This window comes from Pseudarthrobacter sp. BRE9, assembly GCF_031844305.1.
Lineage (GTDB): Bacteria > Actinomycetota > Actinomycetes > Actinomycetales > Micrococcaceae > Arthrobacter.
Map to the genome: position 1 here is coordinate 375,357 of NZ_JAUZUY010000002.1, position 16,751 is coordinate 392,107.

Genomic DNA, 16,751 nt, shown 5'->3' on the forward strand with positions numbered 1-16,751 from the left:
AGCGCCTGCTGTCAGGCGCGGGACAGTGAGACCCAACGGTCCAGGACGGCTGCGGCTGCGCCTGAGTCGATCGATTCGGCCGCCCGCGCGTAAGCCGTCTGCATCCTTGCCAGGAACGGCCCCTCCGCCTGCTGGTCGAACGCGACGAGGCCTGCCGCGGCATTGACCAGGACCGCATCCCTCGCCGGGCCTTCTTTACCGGCCAGCACGTCACGGACAACTCCCGCGTTTGCTGCTGCGTCACCGCCGCGAAGCTGTTCGACCGTGGCCAGGCTGATGCCAAGGTCCTGCGGGGAGAAAAGCAGCTCAGTGACCACGCCGTTGCGGATCTCCCACACTGTGGAAGGTCCGGTGGTGGTCAGTTCGTCCAGGCCGTCATTGCCCCGGAACACCAGCCCCCTGCTCCCCCGCCGGGCAAGCACGCCTGCAACGAGGGGCGCCATCCGCTCGTTGGCGACGCCCACGGCCGACGCCTGCACATTGGCGGGGTTGGTGAGGGGTCCCAGGAAATTGAATGCCGTGGGTATTGCCAGTTCGCGGCGGGGAACGGCGGTATGGCGGAATGACGGGTGGAACACCTGCGCAAAACAGAAGGTGATCCCTGCCTGTTCAGCGTTCCGGGCCACCTGCGCTATCGACAGGTCAAGACGGACGCCGAGCGCTTCAAGCACGTCCGCGGATCCGGACGACGACGACGCGGCCCGGTTGCCGTGCTTAACCACCTTTGCGCCGGCGCCGGCAGCGACAAGCGCGGCCATGGTGGAGATGTTGACGGTGTTAAGTTGGTCACCCCCGGTGCCGACAATGTCCAGCTTTTCCCCGGAAATTTCCACCGGGTTGGCATGGGCAAGCATCGCCTCAACCAGGCCGGAGAGCTCATCCACGGTTTCGCCCTTGGCGCTGAGGGCCACCAGGAATCCGGCGATCTGGGCCGGCGTGGCTTCGCCGGACATGATGGTGTCCATGGCCCAGGACGTATTCTCCGCCGAAAGGTCATTGCCCTTAATCAGTGCCGAAATCAGCCGGGGCCAGGTGTTGCCGGACGCTGCAGATGCCTGTGAAGTCACGTGCTGATGCTATCGAGCGATGGCAGGCACTGACCAATGTGAACGGCGGTGGGAACTTTTCCCGGCGATTTCGCGTCTTTGTAGAAAAAGTCCTCCGAAAAGGCGGTTTGCGTTGGGCAGCACGGACTTTTACAGACATAATGTCTATGTGACATCTGCGACCCATGCCCCCAGTACCCCGGCGCACCCCACGCTGAACCGCCCCAACATGGTTTCCGTCGGAACCGTTGTGTGGCTGTCCAGCGAGTTGATGTTCTTCGCCGGTCTTTTCGCCATGTACTTCACGCTCCGCTCCACGAGTGGTGAGATGTGGGCGGAAGAGACAGCCAAGCTCAACTTCCCCTTTGCGCTCGTCAACACGATCGTCCTTGTGGCCAGTTCCTTTACTTGCCAGATGGGCGTCTTTGCTGCAGAGCGGCTGCAGCCCCGGCGTACTGGAGGTGCCCTTCAGTTCGCCCGTTGGGGCATGAACGAATGGTTCACCCTGACCTTCCTCATGGGTGCGTTCTTCGTTGCCGGCCAGACCACCGAATACGCGATGCTGGTCTCCGAGCACGTCTCGCTCTCCTCCAACGCTTACGGCTCTGCCTTCTACATGACCACCGGCTTCCACGGCCTCCACGTCATCGGCGGCCTGATCGCCTTCCTGCTCATCATGGGCCGGTCCTTTGCGGCGAAGAAGTTCGGACACTTTGAAGCAACGTCCGCGATCGTCACCTCTTACTACTGGCACTTCGTCGACGTCGTGTGGATCGGCCTCTTCCTGGTCATCTACGTACTCAAGTAGCCAGCTTTGATTCTTTTTCTACAAGAGGCAGAATTTCAGGTAGCGGCTCCCGGAGCCGGCGCAGGATCGAATAAAGGAACCACCACGTGAAGGCACTCTCACAAAAGCGGCGTCACCCACTTGCAGCAATAGCGCTGCTTCTGATGGGGCTCCTCATCACTGGTGGGCTGTACGCCGTGGCAACCACCGTCAACGAGGCCAAAGCTTCCACCACCACCTTCAGTGCGAATGACGCGGAAGAGGGCGGCAAGCTCTTCGCCGCCAACTGCGCCACCTGCCACGGCATGGGTGCCAGTGGTTCCAAGGATGGCCCCTCGCTGGTTGGTGTCGGTGCCGCTGCGGTCGACTTCCAGGTGGGCACCGGCCGCATGCCGATGCAGATGAACGGCCCCCAGGCCCTCAAGAAGCCGGTCCAGTTTAACGAGGAACAGACCCACCAGCTTGCAGCCTACGTCGCTTCCCTGGGAGCCGGCCCGGCGATCCCTGCGGAGGACCTGACAAGCGGTGGCGGCGACGCCGCGGCCGGTGGCGAGCTGTTCCGTACCAACTGCGCCATGTGCCACAACGCTGCCGCTGCTGGTGGTGCGCTGACCCGTGGCAAGTTCGCACCTGCCCTGGCCGACGTCTCCGGCAAGCACATCTACGAAGCCATGGTCACGGGCCCGCAGAACATGCCGGTGTTCAATGACGCCAACATCTCCCCCGAGGGCAAGAAGGACGTCATCACCTTCCTGAAGCAGATCGAGACCACCGGTTCCCCGGGTGGCGCCGACCTGGGATCGCTCGGCCCCGTTGCTGAAGGCCTGTTCGTGTGGGTTGCCGGTCTTGGCGTCATCATCGCCTTCACCATCTGGCTGACCTCCAGAACGTCCTGACTTCCTGCGGGACGACACAACTTCTGCTGCCCAGTCAGCAGCTTGAAATTAGAAACTAACCCGGCAAACGCCGGGACGAGAGAAGGATGAGGCGAATTATGGGCAACCATAGTGACGGCAGTCCGAACCACTCGGGCACCGTAGCTACGGCTGGTCAGAATGAGGTGGAGAAGTTCCAGGATCCTGGAATTCCCCCGCATCGTTTGCGCCTGGCTGACACGGACCCGAAGGCCGCAAAGCGGGCAGAACGGCAGGTCGCCTTACTATTTGGCATCTCTGTTGTTGGAACCCTGATCTTCCTGGTGGCGTACTTCGCCATTGATCTGGGTGACGACTCCAGCATCGCCACCATCCGGCTCCAGAACGCCCTGCTCGGCGTGGGCACTGCCTTCGCCATGCTGGGTATCGGTACCGGCATCGTGCACTGGGCCAAGGCCCTCATGCCCGATCACGAAGTCTCCGAGGAGCGCCACGCAATCCGCTACGAAGAGGACCGCCAGGCGGCTGTCCGCATCGTCGATGACATCGTGGAAGAGACCGGCATCAAGCGCCGCCCCCTGATCCGCAACACCCTGCTCGGTGCTGTGGCGCTTGCCCCGCTTCCCGCCGTCGCCATTTTTGGTGACCTTGGACCCCGTCCGGACGACAAGCTCGCACACACGATGTGGGCGCCCCAGGACGGAAAGCGCAAGCGCCTGACCCGCGACCCTGACGGAACCCCCATCAAGGCCTCGGACGTCACCATTGGTTCAGCATTCCACGTCATCCCGGAAGGCCTGAACGAACTCGAGGAAGGCAAGCTCAACGAGAAGGCAAAGTCCGTTGTGCTGCTCATGCGCCTGGATCCCGCATCGCTGAACCCGTCCAAGGGCCGCGAAGAGTGGGGCTACAACGGCATCGTTGCCTACTCGAAGATCTGCACCCACGTTGGCTGCCCCGTTGCCCTGTATGAGCAGCAGACGCACCACCTGCTGTGCCCGTGCCACCAGTCCACCTTCGACCTCACCCAAGAGTGCAAGGTGATCTTCGGCCCCGCCAGCCGTCCTCTCCCCCAGCTGCCCATTGCAGTTGATGACGAGGGCTACCTCGTCGCTACCAGCGACTTCCATGAACCCGTAGGACCAAGTTACTGGGAGCGTGATTCGCATGAGCGCAGCATCAACAGCTGAGCCGGCTTTCGTCGCCAAAACCAAGACAGGCCGGATCACCGACTTCGTCGACTCACGTGTCGGCGGGTCAGGGATCCTCCGCGAGTTCGGCCGCAAGGTCTTCCCGGACCACTGGTCGTTTATGTTCGGTGAAGTGGCGCTGTACTCGTTCGTCATCCTGCTGCTGTCAGGCACCTTCCTGACGTTCTTCTTCGATCCTTCGATGGCGGAGACCCACTACGACGGCGGTTACGTCCCCCTGAAGGGCGTGGAGATGTCCGTGGCGTACAGCTCCTCGCTGAACATCTCCTTTGACATCCGCGGCGGACTCTTCATGCGCCAGGTGCACCACTGGGCAGCGCTGCTGTTCGTGGCATCAATCGCGGTCCACATGCTGAGGGTCTTCTTCACCGGTGCGTTCCGGCGTCCCCGTGAAATGAACTGGGTCGTGGGCAGCGTCCTGCTGATCCTGGCGATGGCTGCAGGCTTCACCGGCTACTCACTCCCCGACGATCTTCTGTCCGGCAACGGCCTGCGCATCATCGACGGTGTCATCAAGTCGATCCCGGTCGTCGGAACCTACATCTCGTTCTTCCTGTTCGGTGGGGAATTCCCCGGCACCGCCATCATCAGCCGCCTGTACATGCTGCACATCCTGCTGGTGCCGGCATTGATCCTGCTGATGATCGTCCTGCACCTGTTCATGGTCGTCGTCCACAAGCACACGCAGTACCCCGGCCCGGGACGCAACGACAACAACGTCGTCGGTTATCCCCTGGGACCCGTCTACGCAGCAAAGGCCGGTGGATTCTTCTTCATCGTCTTCGGCGTGATCGCATTGATGGCAGCGTTCTTCACCATCAACCCGATCTGGAACTACGGTCCGTACGACCCCTCCCCCGTGTCTGCCGGTACCCAGCCTGACTGGTACATCGGCTTTGTTGACGGCGCGCTTCGCCTTATGCCCGGCACGCTCGGCAACTGGCACGTGGAGCAGATCTTCTTCGGACACGTCTTTACGTTCAACGTCCTGCTGCCGGCCCTGGTACCGGCCGGAATCCTGTTCACCATCATGTTCATGTACCCGTGGATTGAGCGCTGGGTGACCAAGGACGACCGTGAACACCACGTCCTGGACCGTCCAAGGAACGCCCCCACCCGTACCGCCATCGGCATGGCAGGGTTCGTCTGGTACTGCGTCATGTGGGCCGCTGCCGGTTCCGACCTCATCGCGACACACTTCGGTGTTTCGCTGAATGACGTCACGTACTGGCTGCGCGCACTGTTCTTCATCGGACCGGTTATCGCCTTCGTGGTGACCAAGCGCGTCGCCCTTGCGCTGCAGCGCAAGGACCGTGAGATTGCACTCCACGGCCGCGAGACGGGCCGCATTGTCCGGCTCCCCCACGGTGAATTCATTGAGGTCCACGCACCGCTGGATGAGTACAAGCGCTACAAGCTGGTTGGTTTTGAGTCACCTCAGGTCCTTCCGGCCGTACCCAACGAGCACGGCGTCGTCACCCGTAAGGAAAAGCGCCGCGCACTCCTCTCCCGCTGGTTCTTCGAGGACCGCGTCGCGCCGGCCACGCCTGCTGAACTTGAGGCAGCACACGGCCACGGCCACGAAGCTGTTGAAGCGGCAGAAGGAAGCAAGAGCCTGACGCACTAGGCATCTCGTCCAAACGGGAAAGGCCCGATCCATATGGATCGGGCCTTTCCCGTTTTCTGGGCTGTTGCCTGCCCCGGCCCACCAAAGGGGCCTGCGGGGCTGCCGGCCGGCGCAGGGGTTTGGCCAAGGGCGGATCGGCTAGTGGTTGCGGGCCCGCCTGGCTCCGGGCCGCTGCAGTGGCACCCACAGCTTGTACCGGTCCGCGCGGTAGTAGGACACCGAGTAGTCAACCATTGCCCTGGCGACAAAGGCATGCCGCTGGATCTTCAGTAATGGGGCCCCGACCTCCACGTTGAGCAGGCGCGCCGTGGAGGGGGATGCGGCCGTCGCCTCGATCATGTCCTCACCCCATTCCATGACCAGCCCGTACTGCTCGCTGAGGACGTTGTACAGCGACGTGGGCGGCTCGCCGTCGAGCAGGCCGGGGACCCGATGCGCGGGGATGAAGTTCTCGTCCACGCTCATGGGCTCCCCGTCTGCAAGGAGCAGCCGGCGGAAGCGGACCAGCGGGGTGCCTTCATCAAGCTGCAGCTCGCGGGCCAGGAAGGCGCTGGCGCCAATCTGTTCGAAACTGAGGACCTTGGCGGCGGGCACCATGCCACGCCGCTGCATTTCTTCGCTGTAGGACGTGAGCTTGACCTGCAGGTCGAGTTTCGGCCGGCGGACGAATGTCCCCAGGCCAACTACCCGCTCGATGACCTCCTCCCCCACCAAGGCATCGATGGCCTGCCGCACTGTCATCCGGGCCAACCCAAACCGCTCGGCCAGGTCCCGTTCCGATGGCAGCGCCGAACCTGGGGGGCACGACTGCGCGATGTACGCACGAAGGATCTCGCGAAGCTGCACGTAAATGGCCGTTCCGCTGGTGCGGTCGATTTCCCCCGTGATTGAGGCGGCGCCGGCTGCCATGTTCGTTCTCCTGCCGTTGGGTGTCCCCTCAATTTTAGGACGGTCTAGACCAGTTCCCGGACCGCCACCGTCTTTCGCGCGGCAGCCGGACAGGAAGCTATATTTGGTCTGGAAATTTGCCAATCGACGGAGGGGGCCGTCGTTCGAAGAAGGAGTCGCTTTGCCAACGATGAAGGCCGTGGTGGCAGCGCCCGTGGGCCTGCATGCACGTTCTGCCGCGGTGTTCGTTCGGGCTGTTACGGATACGGGGCTGCCGGTCAGCATCAGCAAGGCCGGTGCCGGCCTGGTGGATGCGCGTTCCCTGCTTCAGGTGATGACCGCTGACTTCCCGCACGGTTGTGAAGTGGAACTGTCAATCAGAGAAAACGAGCTGGAAGACGCCCTGGGGCGCGAAAAAGCCGAGAACGCCCTCCGGCAGCTTCGGGAGCTTTTAGAGTCGCAGGGGGCCGCGTAGAGGTCCCTGCAAAGCAAATAACGACGTCGGGCCCCACCAGTTTGGTGGGGCCCGACGTCGTTATTCGTTTTCTTGCTTAGTGTGCGTGGTCGCCGCGGCTGTACTCGTACACCCAGCCAACGAGGGCCACAACGGCGATGCCGCCTGCGATGAACGTAATCCAGATGCCTACTGCCAGGCCCAGGAAGCCGGTGGCGCAGGCGATGCCCAGGACCAGGGGCCACCAGCTCCAGGGGCTGAAGTGTCCCTGCTCGCCGGCGCCTTCGTGGATTTCAGCGTCGCTGCGGTCCTCGGGGCGAAGGCCGACACGCTTGCCGGTGAAGCCGAGGTAGGCCCCGATCATGCCGGCGAGGCCACCCACGAGCAGGATGCCCAGGATGCCGACCCACTCACCCCAGTTGGTCAGGAAACCGTAGACCAGAGCGACGGGGACGAAGAAGAAGACTCCAGAGCCAAAGATCCAGGATTCAATTTTCACTGTGCGGTGTCCTTCTGGTCGGCGTTGCCGAGAATCCCTGCGGGAGCCGGCGACTCAACGGTGTGGACCTGGCGAAGTTCAGGGTGGTGCAGGTCCAGGGCGGGACGCTCCGAACGGATCCGGGGCAGGGACGTGAAGTTGTGGCGCGGCGGCGGGCACGACGTGGCCCACTCCAGCGAAGCACCAAAGCCCCACGGATCATCGACCTGGACCTTTTCAGCATTGCGCCAGGTGATGTAGACGTTCCAGAAGAACGGGATCAGGGACGCACCGAGCACGAACGACGCCACGGTGGAGAACTGGTTCATCCAGGTGAAGTTATCCTCCACCAGGTAGTCGGCGTAACGGCGGGGCATGCCCTCGACGCCGAGCCAGTGCTGGATCAGGAAGGTGCCGTGGAAGCCCAGGAAGAGCATCCAGAAGTGGATCTTGCCCAGGCGTTCGTTGAGCATCTTGCCGGTCCACTTGGGCCACCAGAAGTAGAAGCCGGCGAACATGGCGAACACCACGGTGCCGAACACCACGTAGTGGAAGTGCGCCACCACGAAGTAGGAGTCCGAAACGTGGAAGTCCAGCGGCGGGGAGGCCAGGATGATGCCGGTCAGGCCACCGAAGAGGAAGGTGATCAGGAAGCCGATACTCCAGAGCATGGGCGTCTCGAAGGTCAGCGATCCGCGCCACATGGTGCCGATCCAGTTGAAGAACTTCACACCGGTGGGCACTGCGATGAGCATGGTCATGAACGAGAAGAACGGCAGCAGGACGGCGCCCGTGACGTACATGTGGTGGGCCCACACCGTCACCGACAGGGCCGCGATGGCGATGGTGGCGTACACCAGGCCCTTGTAGCCGAAGATCGGCTTCCGGCTGAAGACCGGGAAGATCTCCGACACGATGCCGAAGAACGGCAGCGCAATGATGTACACCTCCGGGTGGCCGAAGAACCAGAACAGGTGCTGCCAGAGGACGGCGCCGCCATTCTCCGGATCGAAGATGTGGGCACCGAACTTCCGGTCCGCGCCCAGCGCGAACAGCGCTGCGGCCAGCGGCGGGAACGCCATGAGCACCAGGATCGCGGTGATCAGGGTGTTCCAGGTGAAGATGGGCATCCGCCACATGGTCATGCCCGGGGCGCGCATGCAGATGATGGTGGTGATGAAGTTGACCGCACCGAGGATGGTGCCGAAACCGGACAGCGCCAGGCCGAAGACCCACAGGTCACCGCCGATGCCGGGGGTGAAGGTGGTGTTGGACAGCGGCGCGTAGGCGAACCAGCCGAACGACGCAGCACCCTGCGGGGTGATGAAGCCGGACACCGCGATGGTGGAGCCGAACAGGAAGAACCAGAAGGCCAGCGCGTTCAGGCGCGGGAACGCCACGTCAGGTGCGCCGATCTGCAGCGGCATGATGACGTTGGCGAACCCGGCGAACAGAGGGGTGGCAAACATCAGCAGCATAACGGTGCCGTGCATGGTGAACAGCTGGTTGTACTGTTCCTTGGTCTGCAGGATCTGCATGCCGGGCTCGAACAGCTCGGCGCGGATCAGCAGCGCCATGACACCGCCCAGGCAGAAGAACACGAAGGACGCGATCAGGTACATGTACCCGATGGTCTTGTGGTCAGTGGAGGTGATCCAGTTGACGACGATGCGCCCCTTGGATTTTGGTACCACGGGAGCCGTCAGGACTCCCGCGGGTGCGGATTGGGTGTACGTAGCCACGTCGCTCCCCTTACTTATTTTCGTTCAGGTTCGGGTTGCGGTCGTACTCCACGCCGAGTAGGCCGGTGTTGCCTTCGGCCTTGAGCTGGTCCATGTGGGCCTGGAATTCGGATTCCGACACCACCTTGACGCGGAACAGCATTTCGGAGTGGTACTCGCCGCAGAGTTCGGCGCACTTGCCGTCGTAGGTGCCCTCTTTGGTGGGGGTGAACCGGATGTAGTTGGTCTTGCCGGGAATCATGTCGCGCTTCTGCAGGAAGGCGGGAACCCAGAAGGAGTGGATTACATCGCGGGCGTTGAGTTCGAGGTCGACAGACTTGTTCACCGGCAGGTACAGGGTGGGGAGCTGTTCCTTGTCGATGGTGTTGCCGGTGAGGTGGGCCTGGACGCCGGCCTCGTGCAGGTCTTCCTGGATCACGTCACCGGACTTGTAGTTAAAGTCCCAGGCCCACTGCTTGCCGCGGACGTCCACGACGACGTCGGCCGGCTGCGAACGGTCATCGATCGCCTGCTGGTCGCGGTCAGTGAAGTAGAAGAACACCAGGACCATGAAGATCGGGATGGTGAGGTAGAAGACTTCCAGCGGGAGGTTGAAGCTGGTCTGGCGGGGGAAGCCAACCGTTCCCTTGCGGCGCCGGTAAGCGACCAGGCACCAGATGATCAGGCCCCACGTAATGGTGCCCACCACAAGCGCAGCAATCCATGAGTTGACCCAGAGGTCCATGATGCGGTCGGTGTTGCTGGTGGTGCCACGTTCAGTGGGCATCCACCCTTTCTCTACCTCTGGCGAACATCCGGTCAAAACCAACGCGCCGGCAATAGCCAAGCTTGAGATCGTGGTGATCGTTTTGCGTCGGCTGCCGGTTCGGTTCTGCGAACTCACAGACGGCCCTTCCTACTTGTTGCTGTTGTCCGGGCAGCCATCGGCGCTCCGGGCACAAAAAAGTTTTACTACTCGGTGTAGAGCTTACCGCTCCGCCGGGCGTTTCGCCCACATGTCGGCGCCGAGCCCCCGTGCCGTTTTGGACGGCAGGAAGCCCGGCGCGGACATCAGGCGAAATAACCGGCTTAGTGGAATGAATCGCCGCAGGCGCAGGAGCCGCCGGCGTTCGGATTGTCGATGGTGAAGCCCTGCTTCGAGATGGTGTCCTCGAAGTCGATGCTGGCGCCGCTGAGGTACGGCACGCTCATCTTGTCCACCACTACCTCAACGCCGTCGTAATCGCGGACGGCGTCACCATCAAGGAGCCGTTCGTCGAAGTAGAGCTGGTAAATCAGCCCCGAGCAGCCGCCGGGCTGCACGGCAACGCGCAGGCGAAGGTCGGTGCGGCCTTCCTGTTCCAGGAGGCTGCGGACCTTGCCTGCAGCGACATCGGTCAGGTTGACCTCGTGAACGGGCAGTTCGTCGCTGGCCACGCTGGTGGCGGCGGTGCTGTTTTCGTTGGTTGCGGTGCTCATTGGCCTACCTTCTTAGGACGGTCTGGCGGCGTCGCCGTAACGGCGCCTGCCCCTACAAATACGGTATGGGCTATAGCTACATGCTACGCGCGGCAGTCCTGTAGCTCTAACTCCTGGCGTAACCGCCAAAGCACGCCGGTTGTTCCCTGACGGACGGCTGGGACGGGCTTTAAGAAGCAGGGCCCCCTACCCGGCGGCCGAAAGGCCCTCGCTGTTCAGCCGGGTGAGCATGAGGGCTTCGGCCAGGATGGCGTTGCGGAAGTCCCCGATGTGCAGGGACTCGTTGGCGCTGTGCGCCCGCGAATCGGGGTCCTCCACGCCCGTCACCAGGATCTGCGCCCCGGGATACAGGTCCGTCAGGTCGGCAATGAACGGGATGGAGCCGCCGATTCCGGTTTCCACGGCAGGAACTCCCCAGGCTTCGCCCAGGGCCCACATCGCCACCCTTGCCGCGGCGGAGGAAGTGTCCGTCCGGAACGGGTTGCCTGCCTCCCCGGGGGTGAAGATGACCTTCGCGCCGAAGGGGGCATTGGCCTCCACATGCCGCCGAACCGCCTCCATGGCCTCCGCGGGAACCTGCCCCGGCGCCAACCGCAGACTGAACTTCGCCCGCGCGCGGGGAAGGAGGGTATTGGAGGCCACGTCCACGGCGGGTGCGTCGAAGCCGATGATCGACAATGCCGGCTTGGTCCACAGCCGCGAGGCGATGCTTCCCGTTCCGGCCAGCCGGACGCCGTCGAGCACGGAGGCATCGGCGCGGTAGTCCGCCTCCGGCATGTCGACCGCAGTCGTGTCGCTGGCCACCAGGCCCTTGATGGCCACGTTTCCGTCGGCGTCGTGAAGGGTGGCAATCAGGCGGGACAGCAGGGTGGGCGCGTCCAGAACCGGGCCCCCGTACATCCCGGAGTGCACTGCATGGTCAAGGACCTGCACCTCAATCGTGCCGTCCACCAGCCCGCGCAGGCTGGTGGTCAGGGCAGGTATTCCGACCTTCCAGTTGCTGGAGTCGGCCACCACAATGACGTCTGCCCGCAGCAACTCCCGGTTCGCCTCGAGGAATGTCCGGAACGTGGGCGACCCCGCTTCTTCCTCCCCTTCGATGAAGAAGGTGACTCCCAGCCCCAGGGAGCCGGCGAGGACTTCTGAAACAGCTGCGTAGGCAGCAACGTGGGTCATGATGCCGGCTTTGTCGTCCGCGGCGCCGCGCCCATAGAGGCGGCCGTCCTTCTCGACGGCGGTGAATGGCTTTGTTTCCCACAGCGACTCGTCGCCGACCGGCTGGACGTCATGGTGCGCGTACAGGAGGACGGTTGGTTGTCCTTCAGCGGCTGGACGGCGGGCGACGACGGTCGGGCCGCCGGGCGTGCCGTCAGCCTTGTTGACGGACAGCACCTGAACTTCGTCGATGCCCGTCCCGCGGAGGAGTTCCGCGACGGCCTCCGCGCTGCGCTCCAGAGGCGTGCGGTCGAAACTGGGCCAGGCGATGCCCGGGATGGCAACGAGCTCCTTGAGCCGTGCCAGGGTCCGGTCGAAGGAACGGTCTACGGCCGAACGAAGATCTTCCGTACTGCCGGTTCCCTCAGGCCCTGGACCTGATGTACTGGTGGTGCTGTGCGGGGTGGCCGCCGGTGATGAAGTCATGGCCAAAACATTACCCCCGTCACATTCCGCTGCCGGCCGGCGCGGAGGCGGGCGCAGGCATCGTGCGGGCCGCTGCAAGGTATTCTGTTCAGGTGTTCGGACGTAGAAAAGAAGCGCCCTCGGCGCAGGAAACAATAGACCAGCAGGCAGCGGAAGCGGCGGCGCGGCAGAACAGCGCAGCGGGCAAGGGCGCGCCTACCCCCACCCGGAAGGCCCAGGAAGCTGCCCGCAAGCGCCCGCTGGTGCCTGAGGACCGCAAGGCGTCCAAGGCTGCCGAACGCCAGGCCGTCCAGGACCAGCGCCTGAAGATGCGGCGGGCCCTGGACACGGGTGACGAGAGGTTCCTGCCGCTGCGCGACAAGGGTCCGCAGAAACGGTTTGCCCGGGATTTTGTGGATGCGCGTTTCAACCTTGGCGAGTACCTGATGTTCGGCGCCCTGGTCTTCGTGCTGGTGTCCCTGGTGGTTCCGGCCTCCAGCGACATGATGATCTACGTGCTGGGAGCTTTCTGGGTCATGTTCCTGGCAGTCTTCGTGGACGTCTTTATTCTCTCCCGCAAGCTCCGCAAGCGCCTGGCGGAAAAGTTCGGGGAGGTGGAACGCGGAACTGTCTGGTATGGCTCCATGCGCTCCCTGCAGTTCCGGAAACTCCGGCTGCCCAAGCCCCAGGTCCAGCGCGGACAGTACCCTGCCTGACCCGGCCTCGAGATTAAGTACAGAAGCCCCGGCGGTGTACCGCCGGGGCTTCCGTGCTTAACAGGGTTTTCAGGAACGGCGGTTCTTTGCCAACTGCCTGTTGATCTGCGCCGCCCAGAAGGGTCCCTCATACAGGAACCCGGTATAGCCCTGCACCAGGGTTGCACCGGCGTCGAGCCTTTCCTGGACGTCCTGGGCCGAGTCCACACCACCAACCGCCACCAGGGCCAAGGCGTCGCCGGTGGCGCTCTTGAGCCGTTTCAGCACCTCGAGTGAGCGCTGCTTCAGCGGAGCGCCGGAGAGGCCACCGGCTCCGCATTTCGCCACCTCTTCCGCCGGCGAGGACAATCCTGAACGGGCAATGGTGGTGTTGGTGGCGATGATGCCGTCAAGTTTCAGGTCCAGGGCAAGGCGTGCCACGTCGTCGATATCCTCATCGCTGAGGTCCGGGGCAATCTTGACCAGCAGGGGCACGTGCCGGCCCGCGGCCCGGTCGGCTTCCTGTGCCACGGCGGTCAGGAGCGGGCGGAGCGTCTCAACGTCCTGCAGCAGCCGGAGGCCTGGCGTGTTGGGTGAACTGACGTTCACCACCAAATAGTCGGCGGCAGGTGCCAGGCTGCGGGCGCTCACCAGGTAGTCGTCAACGGCGTCGGCCAGCTCCACCACCTTGGTTTTGCCGATATTGACGCCGATGACCGGCCTGACTGCCGGGTACCGGCGCTGAAGTGCGGCGCGGGCTGCCTTCAGCCGGGGCGCAACGGCGGATGCGCCGTCGTTATTGAATCCCATCCGGTTGATCACGGCCCGGTCCTGGACCAGGCGGAACAGACGCGGCTTTTCGTTGCCGGGCTGGGCCTGGCCGGTGATGGTGCCAACTTCGATGTGCCCGAAGCCAAGCTCGGTGAGGGCCTCGATGCCGTGCCCTTCCTTGTCGAAGCCCGCGGCCAGCCCGAACGGCGACGGGAAGGTGATGCCAAAGGCGGTGGTCTGAAGCGACGGCGCCGGAGCCGTCAGTTTCCGCAGGACTCTGCCGGCGCCGGAAGCATGCGCGAGCCTGATCCCTTTGAATCCGATCTTGTGGGCGCGCTCGGCGTCCATCCATGAAAAGGCCAGCCTGAAGAAAGTGGGATAAACGCGCATGCCTCCAGTTTCCCGTCTTCCTGGGCGCCATACCAAAACGGAGAAGCCGCTGATCCGACAGGCGCGGCCCGCCGTGCCGGTTTAGCATGAGGGCATGCAGTGGCAGCAGGACATCCTGGGCGGCGACTTCGAGTCGCACCCCTTCGCGGCCGCAGGACCTGACGGGGTTGAACGGACGGCAACCCTGGTACGGCTCCGGCCATCTCCGGACAGGCATGCTGCCGGCGGCACCCGCCGGGCCGTCCTCTTCCTGCACGGCTGGAGCGACTACTTTTTCAACGTTGACCTGGCCCGGTTCTGGGCTTCGGCCGGCTACGATTTCTACGCCTTGGACATGCACAACCATGGACGAAGCCTGCGCCCGGAATCACCCGGCGGATATGTGGCCGACCTCGCCGCCTACGATGCCGAAATCGAAGAGGCATTCCGAATCATCCAGGCTGCAGGCGCACAGGGACCGCCGGCCCTGATGGGTCATTCCACGGGCGGGTTGGTGGCGGCCCTGTGGACCACCCGCCATCCGGAGGCTGTTTCACTGCTGATCCTCAACAGTCCTTGGCTGGAAATGCACGGCAGTCCGCTGGTGCGGCGGGCAGCGTCCGGCATGGTTCGCCCCGTGGCCCGTTTCCGGCCCCAGGCAGTCCTCCGGCTGCCGGAACGCGGCCACTACTGGCGGACCATCAGCAGTGCGGCCGACGGCGAGTGGCCCCTTGATGAGCGCTACCGCCCTCGCATGGCCTTTCCCGTGCGCGCCGGCTGGCTGAGGGCAGTGTTCGCCGGGCAGGCGAAGGTGGCCCGCGGCCTCGGGATTGAGTCGCCAGTTCTGGTCCTGCTCTCCAAGGGCAGCGCCAACGGGCTTCTCTGGTCCGAGGAAATGCGCCGCACCGATGCCGTCCTGGACGTCGATACCATCAGCGCCCGGGCACTCACCCTGGGCCGCACCGTGACCGTGGAGCGAATCGACGGCGCCCTTCACGACGTCTTCCTCTCACCCGAACCAATCCGGGCCGACGCCTACCGGCGGTTGGGCCGCTGGCTGCGCGCGTATGGATGAGGCTACTCGGCCTGGGCGGCTGCGGTAGTAGCGGCCGGAGCAGCGGCGGCATCCACGGCGCCACCGTACCGGCGGTCCCGCCTGGCATATTCCTCCACGGCGGCCCAGAGGGTCCGCCGGTCCACGTCCGGCCACAGCGTGTCCATGAAGACGAACTCGGCGTAGGCCGACTGCCACAGCAGGAAGTTGGACAGGCGCTGCTCCCCGGAGCTGCGGAGGAAAAGGTCCACGTCAGGCAGGTCGGGCTCGTCGAGGTACTTCTGGATGGTCCGCTCGGTAATGGCGCCGGGCTTCAGTTTGCCGGCGGCCACCTCGGCGGCAATTGCGGAGACCGCGTCCGTGATCTCGGCCCGGCCGCCGTAATTAACACACATGGTCAAATTACAGGTGGTGTTGGCCGCCGTGAACTCCTCGGCCTCCTCCAGTTCCCGGATAACCGAGCCCCAGAGCCGCGGCCGCCGCCCGGCCCAGCGCACCCGCACTCCCCAATCGTCCAGCTGGTTCCGCTGCCTTCGCAGCACATCCTTGTTAAATCCCATCAGGAAGCGGACTTCCTCAGGCGACCTGCGCCAGTTCTCTGTGGAGAAGGCATACACGCTCACGTATTCGATCCCCAGCTCAATGGCCCCTGCCATTACATCGAGCAGCGCCGGCTCCCCCGCTTTGTGCCCCTCGATCCGCGGCAGGCCGCGCTGGTTGGCCCACCGGCCGTTGCCGTCCATCACGATGGCCACGTGCCGGGGAATGAATTCAGCCGGGATGGACGGTGCCACCGCGCCGGACGGATGCGGGTACGGCGCCAGCACGGGATGCGTGCGCCTGCGCGGTGCAATGTTCTTTTTTCCCAGGGCCACTGTCAGCTACGCTCCACATGTTTGAGGGATTTCAGTACTCGTTCCAGATGCCATTGCAGGTACGCGGCCACCAAGCCGGCTGCTTCCTTGCGGTGCTGCGGCATGGAAGCGTCCGCCGTCGTCCAGTCCCCGGTCAGCAGCGCTGCCAGCAGCGTAACGGTCTCGGGGGCGGGGGCGGGGGACCCGGGCGGGCGGCACTGTGCACAGACCATGCCGCCAAGGGGCGCGGAGAACGCTGTATGCGGGCCCGGCATCCCACAGCGGGAGCAGTCAGTGAAGCTGGGCGCCCACCCGCCGGTGGCAAGTGCACGCAGAAGGTACGAGTCCAGGATGAGGCCCGCGGCATGTTCGTCGCGGCTCAGTGCAGCGAGGGCGCCCACCAGCAGGTTGTACTGCGCGGTGCCGGCCTCGCCGTCGACGTCCGTGAGTTTCTCCGCCGTCTCGGTCATGGCGGCGGCAACGGTGTACCTGCCGTAGTCCGCGGCGATGCTGCCCCCGTAGGCACCCTTCGCGACGGCCTGCGTGACGATGTCCAGCGTCCGGCCGGAGACCAACTGGAGGTCTGCCACCATGAAGGGCTCAAGCCGGGCACCGAAGCGGCTGCTGGTGCGGCGCACGCCCTTGGCGACGGCGCGGACCTGCCCGTGGTGTTTCGTCAGGAGGGTAATAATCCTGTCCGCTTCGCCCAGTTTGTGGGTACGGAGCACCACGGCGTCGTCCCGGTACGCCCGGGAAGCAAAAGACTGTTGGACCACGCTCTATCTTCCCATCCCGCGCGGCACCATGCTGCCGGGCCATGGT

At 64.1% G+C, this 16,751-nt stretch carries 17 protein-coding genes; 7 read left to right on the forward strand and 10 right to left on the reverse strand.

The annotated features are described in order from the left end of the window. Positions 1-11: 11 nt before the first annotated feature. Positions 12-1,067, reverse strand: a complete 1,056-nt coding sequence (gene trpD, locus Q9R31_RS06625; RefSeq protein WP_311261944.1) for an anthranilate phosphoribosyltransferase — start codon at positions 1,065-1,067, stop codon at positions 12-14. A 112-nt stretch (positions 1,068-1,179) separates the two neighbouring features. Here trpD and Q9R31_RS06630 point away from each other — a divergent pair, with 112 nt between their 5' ends. From Q9R31_RS06630 to Q9R31_RS06645, 4 genes are all read left to right on the forward strand, one after another. Next, positions 1,180-1,854 (forward strand): heme-copper oxidase subunit III, encoded by a 675-nt coding sequence (locus tag Q9R31_RS06630; RefSeq protein WP_223991571.1) that lies wholly within the window; start codon positions 1,180-1,182, stop codon positions 1,852-1,854. Between the two features lie 86 nt (positions 1,855-1,940). Beyond that, positions 1,941-2,729: a cytochrome c gene (locus tag Q9R31_RS06635; protein WP_311261945.1), complete on the forward strand. Its 789-nt coding sequence runs from the start codon at positions 1,941-1,943 to the stop codon at positions 2,727-2,729. Positions 2,730-2,827: 98 nt separating this feature from the next. After that, a complete protein-coding gene (locus Q9R31_RS06640; RefSeq protein ID WP_026266047.1) occupies positions 2,828-3,898 on the forward strand; it encodes a ubiquinol-cytochrome c reductase iron-sulfur subunit in 1,071 nt (356 codons plus the stop codon). Next, positions 3,876-5,546, forward strand: coding sequence for a ubiquinol-cytochrome c reductase cytochrome b subunit (locus tag Q9R31_RS06645; protein ID WP_311261946.1), 1,671 nt, complete (start codon positions 3,876-3,878; stop codon positions 5,544-5,546). Before Q9R31_RS06640 ends, Q9R31_RS06645 begins: the two co-directional genes overlap by 23 nt. A gap of 138 nt (positions 5,547-5,684) precedes the next feature. On the opposite strand, the gene Q9R31_RS06650 is transcribed toward Q9R31_RS06645, so the two are convergent. Then, positions 5,685-6,455 carry a GntR family transcriptional regulator gene (locus Q9R31_RS06650; RefSeq protein ID WP_311261947.1) on the reverse strand — a complete coding sequence of 257 codons (771 nt, stop codon included), beginning with the start codon at positions 6,453-6,455 and terminating at the stop codon, positions 5,685-5,687. Between the two features lie 160 nt (positions 6,456-6,615). Here Q9R31_RS06650 and Q9R31_RS06655 point away from each other — a divergent pair, with 160 nt between their 5' ends. Continuing rightward, positions 6,616-6,909, forward strand: a complete 294-nt coding sequence (locus Q9R31_RS06655) for an HPr family phosphocarrier protein (protein WP_311262196.1) — start codon at positions 6,616-6,618, stop codon at positions 6,907-6,909. Positions 6,910-6,985: 76 nt separating this feature from the next. Here the strand turns inward: Q9R31_RS06655 and Q9R31_RS06660 are convergent, their stop codons facing one another. The 5 genes from Q9R31_RS06660 to Q9R31_RS06680 all read right to left on the reverse strand — a co-directional run bounded on the left by Q9R31_RS06660 (position 6,986) and on the right by Q9R31_RS06680 (position 12,207). Then, positions 6,986-7,387 carry a cytochrome c oxidase subunit 4 gene (locus Q9R31_RS06660; protein WP_311261948.1) on the reverse strand — a complete coding sequence of 134 codons (402 nt, stop codon included), beginning with the start codon at positions 7,385-7,387 and terminating at the stop codon, positions 6,986-6,988. Next, complete coding sequence (gene ctaD, locus Q9R31_RS06665; protein WP_311261949.1) at positions 7,384-9,108, reverse strand: cytochrome c oxidase subunit I; 1,725 nt, start codon at positions 9,106-9,108, stop codon at positions 7,384-7,386. Before ctaD ends, Q9R31_RS06660 begins: the two co-directional genes overlap by 4 nt. 10 nt (positions 9,109-9,118) lie before the next feature. Next, a complete protein-coding gene (coxB, locus tag Q9R31_RS06670; RefSeq protein WP_311261950.1) occupies positions 9,119-9,991 on the reverse strand; it encodes a cytochrome c oxidase subunit II in 873 nt (290 codons plus the stop codon). Positions 9,992-10,176: 185 nt separating this feature from the next. Further along, entirely contained in the window at positions 10,177-10,566 is a 390-nt protein-coding gene (locus tag Q9R31_RS06675) for an iron-sulfur cluster assembly accessory protein (RefSeq protein ID WP_056336786.1), read from the reverse strand. Positions 10,567-10,752: 186 nt separating this feature from the next. Further along, positions 10,753-12,207: a dipeptidase gene (locus tag Q9R31_RS06680; protein WP_311261951.1), complete on the reverse strand. Its 1,455-nt coding sequence runs from the start codon at positions 12,205-12,207 to the stop codon at positions 10,753-10,755. A 92-nt stretch (positions 12,208-12,299) separates the two neighbouring features. On the opposite strand from Q9R31_RS06680, the gene Q9R31_RS06685 reads away from it, so the two are divergent. After that, on the forward strand, positions 12,300-12,902 hold the full coding sequence (locus Q9R31_RS06685; RefSeq protein ID WP_311261952.1) for a DUF3043 domain-containing protein: 603 nt from the start codon (positions 12,300-12,302) through the stop codon (positions 12,900-12,902). Positions 12,903-12,971: 69 nt separating this feature from the next. On the opposite strand, the gene Q9R31_RS06690 is transcribed toward Q9R31_RS06685, so the two are convergent. After that, positions 12,972-14,042 (reverse strand): quinone-dependent dihydroorotate dehydrogenase, encoded by a 1,071-nt coding sequence (locus tag Q9R31_RS06690; RefSeq protein ID WP_311261953.1) that lies wholly within the window; start codon positions 14,040-14,042, stop codon positions 12,972-12,974. Between the two features lie 94 nt (positions 14,043-14,136). On the opposite strand from Q9R31_RS06690, the gene Q9R31_RS06695 reads away from it, so the two are divergent. Further along, the gene (locus Q9R31_RS06695; protein WP_311261954.1) at positions 14,137-15,096 is read left to right on the forward strand and encodes an alpha/beta hydrolase; all 960 of its coding nucleotides are present in this window, start codon (positions 14,137-14,139) and stop codon (positions 15,094-15,096) included. A 2-nt stretch (positions 15,097-15,098) separates the two neighbouring features. On the opposite strand, the gene Q9R31_RS06700 is transcribed toward Q9R31_RS06695, so the two are convergent. Both Q9R31_RS06700 and recO read right to left on the reverse strand, forming a co-directional pair. Beyond that, the gene (locus tag Q9R31_RS06700) at positions 15,099-15,950 is read right to left on the reverse strand and encodes an isoprenyl transferase (RefSeq protein WP_311261955.1); all 852 of its coding nucleotides are present in this window, start codon (positions 15,948-15,950) and stop codon (positions 15,099-15,101) included. Between the two features lie 2 nt (positions 15,951-15,952). Further along, complete coding sequence (gene recO / locus Q9R31_RS06705) at positions 15,953-16,705, reverse strand: DNA repair protein RecO (protein WP_311261956.1); 753 nt, start codon at positions 16,703-16,705, stop codon at positions 15,953-15,955. Between the last annotated feature and the right edge of the window lie 46 nt (positions 16,706-16,751).

Coding starts and splice junctions, on each gene's coding strand:
- Q9R31_RS06640 (WP_026266047.1), top strand. CDS start 2,828: ATGGGCAACCATAGTGACGGCAGTCCGAACCACTCGGGCACCGTAGCT.
- Q9R31_RS06645 (WP_311261946.1), top strand. CDS start 3,876: ATGAGCGCAGCATCAACAGCTGAGCCGGCTTTCGTCGCCAAAACCAAG.
- Q9R31_RS06650 (WP_311261947.1), bottom strand. CDS start 6,455: ATGGCAGCCGGCGCCGCCTCAATCACGGGGGAAATCGACCGCACCAGC.
- Q9R31_RS06675 (WP_056336786.1), bottom strand. CDS start 10,566: ATGAGCACCGCAACCAACGAAAACAGCACCGCCGCCACCAGCGTGGCC.
- Q9R31_RS06680 (WP_311261951.1), bottom strand. CDS start 12,207: ATGACTTCATCACCGGCGGCCACCCCGCACAGCACCACCAGTACATCA.
- Q9R31_RS06690 (WP_311261953.1), bottom strand. CDS start 14,042: ATGCGCGTTTATCCCACTTTCTTCAGGCTGGCCTTTTCATGGATGGAC.
- Q9R31_RS06695 (WP_311261954.1), top strand. CDS start 14,137: ATGCAGTGGCAGCAGGACATCCTGGGCGGCGACTTCGAGTCGCACCCC.